This is a genomic window from Vibrio sp. S457-15, assembly GCF_000960545.1.
GTDB lineage: Bacteria > Pseudomonadota > Gammaproteobacteria > Enterobacterales > Vibrionaceae > Vibrio > Vibrio parahaemolyticus.
This window is the reverse complement of the sequence record NZ_JYOQ01000027.1, coordinates 1-4,190: the sequence shown is the minus strand read 5'-3', so window position 1 is coordinate 4,190 and position 4,190 is coordinate 1. Positions and strand designations below refer to the sequence as shown.

The window sequence follows — 4,190 nt, the reverse complement described above, 5'->3', positions numbered from 1 at the left end:
CGTCAGCCCAATACTTGTTGCTAAATTTGGGAACATAATGGGATAGAGGTTTTTTCTTTGCCACTAGTTAATTACTCCAATAAAGTCGCATAACGCCCTGTTAAGGTGTGAGCAACGCAATACCGATGCTTCCGCATGCCACCTTAAACACTAAACGCAACGCATAGCAAAAATGCCACGCGTTGCGAATCACTCTTAAACAGTTTGTTATAACACAGTTTTACACGTCATCTTCCGATAAAATTTGACGACAATTACGAACTGTTAGTACGCGAATTTCGTGACTTAAACTGTAGATAATACGATAGTGACCAAAGATGATTTCACGATAATTCGTATGGGGCATTTCAGGAACAAACCGCCCCATTTCAGGCATACTTCCAAGGAGTTCAGTTTTATCAAAAACTTCGTTTACCCACTTCTCTGCCGCAGGTGGATTATCCAAAGAAATAAACTCCGCTGCATCACCTAGTTTCTGAAGTGCTAATGGAGACCAGACTACTTTCATTTCTTAATGCGCCCAAGTACTTGAGCACGCGCATCATCATTGGAAACACCGAGACCAGAAGCTAACTGAGCTTCTGCTGTGCGCATTTCTTCCAGTAATTCGATTTTCTCTTGCATTGCTTCATACTCAGCAACATCGAGAACAACAGCAACACCTTTGCCACGTTGCGTAATAACCAATGGACGACGAGTCTCATTGATTTGTTTGATGTATGAAGCTACACCGGCACGAAACTCAGATAAAGGCTGAATATCTTGATCGAAATGAATACGACTCATATTGAACTCCCATTAGTACAAAATAACGTACAAATAATAGTTCAACTAATCCTTTTGAGCAAGAAGTTGATTCTGTGTTATAACGCCCAATTAAGGGGTGAACAACGCCTCCACCCAAACTTAAAGCATTGTGCCATAAACACTAAATTTGAAGTAGAAGCAAAAATGCCAAGCGTTGTGAATCCCTCTTAAATTGCTTGTTAAATGGCTTTTTACTGGTACTCATCTATGTTTTTACTAGCGTCATAAGCGACCGTAATTACTTTAGCAGCCTCTTCTTCTAGATTTGACATCCATACTTTAAAATCAAGTGGTCCGCGGTCTACAACCAGACTCTCAGCAGTTAACAAACGTCTTTGTAAAACCTTGTAGAGGAAAATAAACGAGTCCAAAGCTATATCAAGCTTTGGGAAGTCCAAAGCTATATCAAGCTTTGGGAAGTCCAAAGAAATTGAGTCTTTCGACAAATCTGTGTGTGAAAAGAACTCATTTCTTAAAGCAAGTACCTCCTTAAGGTAAGCAACGAACTTACCCTCATAAGTATCAAGTTCCTTGAACATTTCTTTTCGGAAGCTACCTCGATAAACATCTAGTTTTTTCCAGTGTGTGTCCTCACTGTAGTTTCCAAAGCATTTAGCCCAAGACTCAATGAAATGACCATAATGCGCGTTGCAAGTTGATACCCAAAAACAGTTATTACTATTTTTTAGCTCACTAATTTGCCTTGCATAGATCAAAGATCTGACACCAGACCTAATGACATCCATTTGCGCTGACATTAATTTTAATTCTCTATCGTCTGACCTTTCGGACTTAAACTTTGTCACGATCATTACAGCCTCTTGCCATTTAACGCCGCGTTAAGGTGTGAGTAACGCAACACGGAAACCTCTGCATATCACCGTAAACACCGAAACCAACGCATGGCAAAAATGCCACGCGTTACGAATCACTCTTAAACGCTTTGTTAGCCGCTCATTCCCAACGGTTATTGCTTACTCAACAGGAACTTGCGTAAATCTCTCTCAGCACACATAACAAACAGAATAAACACCTTATCGCCGTCTTGCTTATAGAAAACACGACATGGATTAACTACAACTTCACGATAACTTAAATGTTCTAGTTCTGGTGGAATACGACCTGACTCTGGGAAAGTTTGTAGTCGTTCGACTTTGGAGAAAATCGTTTGCACTAACTGCTTTGCAGCAACAATATTTTCAAGTGCGATGTATTCTGCGATATCGTTGAGGTCAGATAACGCTGGCTCAGTCCAGATTATTTCAGCCATTTTGACATTTTGTCCTTGGCTTCATCATGACTTACCGCTTTACCGTCAGCTAGTGCGCGTTCACCTCGAGCGATCCCCTCAAGAATCGCCAAACGATTTTGCATAAACTCGTAATCATCAACATCAACTAGATACGCAGATGGCTTACCATGCTCGGTAATTAACACTGGTTCTTTAGTGTCATGAAGATCTGCGAGGATCTTGGTTGCTTGACGTTTTAGTGATGTAACTAGTTCTACTTTCATAAGAGCTGCTCCAAAGAAATACTAAAGTGATACTATTCTATCACTTTGAGCATAGCAAGCTCCATGACGGCTAACGCTGCGTTAAGGGGTGAATGCCGCCTAAACCAAACTTCCGCAGACCACTTTCAACACCAAAAACAACCGCATACCAAAAATGCCACGCGGCATGAATCCCGCTTAAACGCCTTGTTATGCACGTGGTTCTACAAAAGCGAAAAGACTATCGGCTTCCCAAACCCAATCGTCGCTAGCGCGATAACCTCTAAGCCAAAGTTCTTCGCAATTAGCTCTCAGGTAAAAACCGTTTGGATAATTTACGTCATCAAAGACCGCACGTGAAGCGACAGTGATTTGATTACCATCTTGTTGTTTTAAATGATGCAATCGTAAACTCGCAGCTAACTCCAAGGAGCAAAGCTGTAAACCTCGAGAAATTGCTGCATCAATGATATCCGAATAAATAGCCCCCGCCTCAAACCCAAGTTCATCAACTCTTAAGGCGACTACTGTTACATTTTTGGGGTTTTTATTGGTAAGGAAGTGCTCTGACATAAATAGAAGTATTCCATAAGCGTTGAAGCTAATTTTGTTCTCTGAGAGCTTTAACAACAGTTCATCTTTTGTTTTTCCACCAACCTCAAAGGTCCACTTTCTACCTATCACGACCGTCCCTTTCTATAAGTGCATAACGCTGCGTTAAGGGGTGAATGCCGCATAAACCAACTTTCCGCAGACCACCTTCACCACCCAAACTCACTGCAAACCCAAAATGCCACGCGGCATGAATCCCGCTTAAACGCCTTGTTATGTTTAAGACTCAAAGGGTTAAGTTTTACGATACCAAGAGCTTAACTCGACTTACCTTTGAAAACCAAAACCAGACGCTAAAAGGCTGAATTAACTCATAAATTTAGTCGTAATGACTTTGAGTGTTAGCGTGAGAAACCGAAAACTTGAGCTCAAACTTTGCAACTAAGATCGCTTCATTCGACTCACAAACGCACTGAACTTAAATGAGGCAACACTCTGAATTTTTAACGCCCACGAATTGGAGTCCAGAAAACAGCGAACACTGAAGTTAACTTGCCGACAAGACCAAAATTAGATAGCCGAGAATGCAAAGAAAAGATGCAACCAACTGATTTTACGTGATTAAACATAACGCCGCATTAAGGTGCGAACAACGCAAAACACCCAACCCAAACCATTGCACCTTAAACACTAAAACTGAGTTTAAACTGAAATCGCCAAGCGTTGTGAGTCACTCTTAAATGCTTTGTTATAAGGCGCTCTCCATTTCCAATAGTTGTTGCTCTCTAAGTGATTTGTAATGAGATAACGTCTTTTTAAAGTCTTGCTGAATTACAAAAGGAAACTGCACATAGTAGTGACGAGAAAAGCCATTTATATGAGTTTTTTCTTTGCCAAATACTGCTATCTCTTCCGACCATATCCCATTAGTCCGAATGGTTGTGCGATAGACGCTTATACGCAATTCTCTAATATCTACAATATACTGGTCGAACTCACCGTTGATTAGAAGATAATCGCCACATTTTGAGTGCATGACGACACGCTCCGGATCTTGAGAATTTACCGAGATAATTTCATCTTTGAAAATGTCAATGGCACCATGAGTAGTAGAAATAATTAGGCCATATCCTTCACATCCCATTCTAAACTCACCTAACGACACAAACTCTATCTTTTCAACTTCACTCATCGAGACCTCCCAGCCTTATAACGCCGCATTAAGGTGTGAGCAGCGCTTGGCTATACTTGAGCGAAGCGAAACTGCCAAGCGTTGCGAATCACTCTTAAATGCTTTGTTAAGTTTATAGCTGCACGTTGATTGGCTTCTCGCTCTT

Annotated in this window: 7 protein-coding genes; all 7 read right to left on the bottom strand. The window is 41.1% G+C overall.

Going from position 1 to position 4,190, the window contains the following annotated elements:
• Positions 1 to 220: 220 nt before the first annotated feature.
• Positions 221 to 508 carry a type II toxin-antitoxin system RelE/ParE family toxin gene (locus UF05_RS02770; RefSeq protein WP_015296903.1) on the bottom strand — a complete coding sequence of 96 codons (288 nt, stop codon included), beginning with the start codon at positions 506 to 508 and terminating at the stop codon, positions 221 to 223.
• A complete protein-coding gene (locus tag UF05_RS02765; protein ID WP_000086647.1) occupies positions 505 to 786 on the bottom strand; it encodes a type II toxin-antitoxin system Phd/YefM family antitoxin in 282 nt (93 codons plus the stop codon). Before UF05_RS02765 ends, UF05_RS02770 begins: the two co-directional genes overlap by 4 nt.
• Before the next feature lie 212 nt (positions 787 to 998).
• Positions 999 to 1,619 (bottom strand): hypothetical protein, encoded by a 621-nt coding sequence (locus tag UF05_RS02760; RefSeq protein WP_045546342.1) that lies wholly within the window; start codon positions 1,617 to 1,619, stop codon positions 999 to 1,001.
• A gap of 155 nt (positions 1,620 to 1,774) precedes the next feature.
• Complete coding sequence (locus UF05_RS02755; protein WP_045546343.1) at positions 1,775 to 2,077, bottom strand: type II toxin-antitoxin system RelE/ParE family toxin; 303 nt, start codon at positions 2,075 to 2,077, stop codon at positions 1,775 to 1,777.
• Positions 2,065 to 2,322, bottom strand: coding sequence for a type II toxin-antitoxin system Phd/YefM family antitoxin (locus tag UF05_RS02750; protein WP_045546344.1), 258 nt, complete (start codon positions 2,320 to 2,322; stop codon positions 2,065 to 2,067). The genes UF05_RS02755 and UF05_RS02750 overlap by 13 nt, the downstream gene beginning before the upstream one ends.
• 189 nt (positions 2,323 to 2,511) lie before the next feature.
• On the bottom strand, positions 2,512 to 2,985 hold the full coding sequence (locus UF05_RS02745) for a hypothetical protein (protein WP_048852149.1): 474 nt from the start codon (positions 2,983 to 2,985) through the stop codon (positions 2,512 to 2,514).
• Positions 2,986 to 3,601: 616 nt separating this feature from the next.
• A complete protein-coding gene (locus UF05_RS02740) occupies positions 3,602 to 4,045 on the bottom strand; it encodes a hypothetical protein (protein WP_045546345.1) in 444 nt (147 codons plus the stop codon).
• Between the last annotated feature and the right edge of the window lie 145 nt (positions 4,046 to 4,190).